This is a genomic window from Rhizobium sp. Nf11,1, from assembly GCF_050587665.1.
GTDB lineage: Bacteria > Pseudomonadota > Alphaproteobacteria > Rhizobiales > Rhizobiaceae > Rhizobium.
In genome coordinates this window covers 1-3402 of the sequence record NZ_JBOBHU010000057.1, presented here as the reverse complement: position 1 = coordinate 3402, position 3402 = coordinate 1, and the positions used below count along the sequence as shown (strand labels likewise).

The 3402-nt window shown below is 59.2% G+C and carries 3 protein-coding genes; all 3 read left to right on the top strand.

Features of this window, described 5'->3' with window-relative positions:
• Positions 1–126: 126 nt before the first annotated feature.
• Genes ACQ7C1_RS31580 through ACQ7C1_RS31570 form a run of 3 tightly spaced genes read left to right on the top strand, consistent with a single transcriptional unit; the run spans position 127 to position 3286 of the window.
• A complete protein-coding gene (locus tag ACQ7C1_RS31580) occupies positions 127–1368 on the top strand; it encodes a site-specific integrase (RefSeq protein ID WP_430961198.1) in 1242 nt (413 codons plus the stop codon).
• Positions 1365–2288: a tyrosine-type recombinase/integrase gene (locus tag ACQ7C1_RS31575; RefSeq protein ID WP_430961197.1), complete on the top strand. Its 924-nt coding sequence runs from the start codon at positions 1365–1367 to the stop codon at positions 2286–2288. Before ACQ7C1_RS31580 ends, ACQ7C1_RS31575 begins: the two co-directional genes overlap by 4 nt.
• Complete coding sequence (locus ACQ7C1_RS31570; RefSeq protein WP_430961196.1) at positions 2285–3286, top strand: tyrosine-type recombinase/integrase; 1002 nt, start codon at positions 2285–2287, stop codon at positions 3284–3286. Before ACQ7C1_RS31575 ends, ACQ7C1_RS31570 begins: the two co-directional genes overlap by 4 nt.
• The last annotated feature ends 116 nt before the right edge of the window (positions 3287–3402 follow it).

The window sequence follows — 3402 nt, the reverse complement described above, 5'->3', positions numbered from 1 at the left end:
GTTTATGCCGATCGTCGCACTATGCCGATTAAGCAAGTTTTTGCCAACGTTTTCTGTCGCATAGCGTTAGCCTATTCGGCATAGCGTAGGCTTTCTCCGTCGTAATCGAGGCGAAGGAGAACCCCTATGAATGCAAGTGAGTATTTGAAGCGGAGCGTGCTATATCGGAAGCTGATCCACGGTCCACATCAAGAGTTTGCGCGCGTTTACGCCGCCAGGATGTCGAATGAAGGCCTGAGTCTACACAGCACGCGGCGCTCGCTGAGCCTGTTTCGCGACCTAATGGACTGGTATGTTGGCAATGGACATCGTTCGCAGGATTTAGGCGAAGTTCATGTCGACCGCTTTCTCAAGCACCGTTTCGAACACTGGAGCCGCGACGCGGGTGACCGATCGGCACTTCGGCGCTTGCTTTCCGCGTTGCGAGACGAGGACTTAATACCCGCCGCGCTTCCGGTCGAGCGTACAGAGCATGAGCAGATCGTCGATGTATTCGCGACATATCTCTCGAATGAAAGAGGGCTTGCGGCCTCGACGGTGGTGAGCCACAAGCTTCTGTCCCTTCGATTTCTGCGGGAGGTCTGTCCTGGTGGCGCAGACGGGTTTGCGGCGCTCACCCCGGAGATCGTCATCGGTTATGTTGAGCGACATGCGCTCGACGGCTCCGCCGACAGTGGCAAAGCAATGTGCGGAGTGGTGCGTGCCTTTCTGCGCTATTTGCATCTGAAGGGCTTCATTTCTACGGCGCTGGCCGACTGCGTGCCGTCGATCCGCCGCTGGCGACTTGCCGGCCTTCCAACATTCCTACCGCCAGAGAAGGTTCAGAAGGTTCTCGATGCCTGTGATCGGACGACGGCAATGGGTCATCGGGACTATGCGGTTCTGATGCTTCTGGCCAAGCTCGGCTTGCGCGCTAGCGAAGTTGCTACCCTCAATCTCGATGATATCGACTGGCTATCGGGCACGATCCTCGTGCATGGCAAGGGGCGACGACAAGCGACTATGCCGCTACGGCACGACGTGGGAACAGCTATCGTGGCTTATATCCGGCACGGGCGTCCCGCTTCAGCGTGTCGGCGAGTTTTCCTGCGAACGCTTGCGCCGCACGTGGGCTTTGCCTCCGGCTGCGCCATCACGATGATCGCGAAGCACGCACTCGAACGCGCTGGCATCGACGGCTATGCGCATCACGGTGCCCATCTTTTCCGCCACAGCCTCGCGACTGACCTTTTGCGGTCCGGCGCCAGCTTTGCCGAGATCGGCCAACTTCTCCGCCATCGAAGCATCGACAGTACAAGGATCTATGCCAAGCTCGATATTGAGAAGCTGCGCGAACTGAGCATGCCTTGGCCGGGAGGTGTTCAATGAGCCGGCTTCGCACCGCGCTTGAGCGCTACGTCGGTATGCGCCAAGGACTGGGATACAAATATGACGGTCCGGCCCGCCGACTGTCGGAGTTCGTCGCTTTCATGGAAGCCCGCAACGCTGAGACCATCACGACTGATCTGGCAATGGAGTGGGTCACCTTGATGGGTCGGCAACCGAGTTGGTCAATCCGCTTGGTTGACGTTCGCTGCTTCGCCCAGCACCTCAGCCATTTCGATCCTCTGACGGAAGTGCCACCGAGCGATGCTGTACCGCCGGTGCGGCGAACAAGGCCATATATCTACAGCGACATTCAGATTCAGGCACTTCTGGCAGCAGCCCTGTCGCTGCCGCCGGCCAACGCCCTTCGTCGCTGGACATATCACTGCCTATTCGGACTGATAGCGGTGAGCGGACTGCGCCATTCCGAAGCGCTCGGCCTGCTCCGGGCCGACGTCGATCTCGACCAGGGCGTCCTTACTATCCGAGAGACAAAGTTCGGCAAGTCACGGCTGGTCCCGCTGCATGCCACGACAATCGCTGTCCTTTCAGCCTATGCCGCCCGACGCGATGCACACCTTGGTACGCCATGCAGCCCCCATTTCTTTGTCGCCGAGCAAGGCGGCAGATTGCTGCATCAATACGTTCATCGTGTGTTCTGGCAGCTATCCCGACAAATCGGGTTGCGGCTGGAAGGGCAGCGCGACGGGCCACGAATACACGACCTACGCCATCGTTTTGCCGTCCAGACCCTGATCAACTGGTATCGCGCCGGCGAAGATGTGGAGCGCGAACTGCCAGTTCTCTCGACCTTTCTCGGCCATGCCAATGTTCGCGACACCTACTGGTATTTGTCCGCGGCGCCGGAACTGATGAACCATGCCGTCCGGCGATTGGACAAGCGCTGGGAGGCTCGGTCATGAGACGCACAAACGACCTGGCCGTGCTGATCGAGCGGTGGTTCACAGATCGGCTCATGAAGCATCGAGGTGTAAGTTCCAACACCATTGCCTCCTATCGCGACACCTTCAGACTGTTGTTTGCTTTCGCACAGGCTCGCCTTGGCAGATCACCATCGCAGTTGACACTGCGGGATTTGGACGCTCCGTTCATCGGCGCATTCCTGGAGGATCTTGAGACGAAGAGAGCCGCCTCGGTAAGGACCCGGAATCTCCGCCTTACGGCCATCCGATCTTTCTTCCGATATGCGGCTTTCGAGGAGCCGGCACATAGCGCCCACATTCAGCGTGTGCTCGCGATCCCCAGCAAGCGATGTGACAAGCGGCAGCTTCAGTTCTTAACCAGGCCCGAGATTGAAGCGATCCTGGACTGCACGGATCGAGGCACGTGGCTGGGACGCCGCGACCACACCCTGCTATTGCTCGCCGCGCAAACGGGGTTACGGGTCTCGGAGATCATCGACCTCGACCGAGATTCGGTGGTGCTCGGCCGCGGTGCGTATGTGCAATGCGTTGGCAAGGGCCGCAAAGAGCGAAGTACGCCGCTCACCAAGATCGCACAGCACGCCCTTCGTTGCTGGCTCAAGGAACCCAGAAAGCGAGGCGCCACGGCTCTCTTTCCGAACATGCACGGTGGCAAGCTTAGCGCTGACGGCGTCCAGGCACTGCTGAACAAATATGTCGCCAAAGCGCGAGAGCGCTGCGTCTCCCTTCGGTCGAAGCGGGTGTCGCCTCATGTCTTGCGGCATTCCGCTGCCATGGAGTTGCTGCAGGCGGGCGTCGACTGCTCGGTCATCGCCCTGTGGCTGGGCCATGAGGCGATGGAAACGACGCTGACCTATCTTCATGCACATCTTGAACTGAAGGAATCCGCACTCGCCAAGCTGAAGCCGTACGAACGCGCCAAGGCCGAGCGATTTCGACCAAACGACCGGCTTCTGGAATTCCTGAACGCCCTCTGAGCATGAGAACTATGCCGAGTGTCAACCATCGGCTCCCTGCGGAAATGGCCGGCAACGCGCGGTGTACCGTCCTCATCAAAAGAGGCGCTCGGCATAGTTCGATGATCGGCATAAAC

What these genes read in the sequence shown, in the direction of transcription:
- ACQ7C1_RS31580 (WP_430961198.1), top strand. Translation starts at nt 127, where the DNA reads ATGAATGCAAGTGAGTATTTGAAGCGGAGCGTGCTATATCGGAAGCTG.
- ACQ7C1_RS31575 (WP_430961197.1), top strand. Translation starts at nt 1,365, where the DNA reads ATGAGCCGGCTTCGCACCGCGCTTGAGCGCTACGTCGGTATGCGCCAA.
- ACQ7C1_RS31570 (WP_430961196.1), top strand. Translation starts at nt 2,285, where the DNA reads ATGAGACGCACAAACGACCTGGCCGTGCTGATCGAGCGGTGGTTCACA.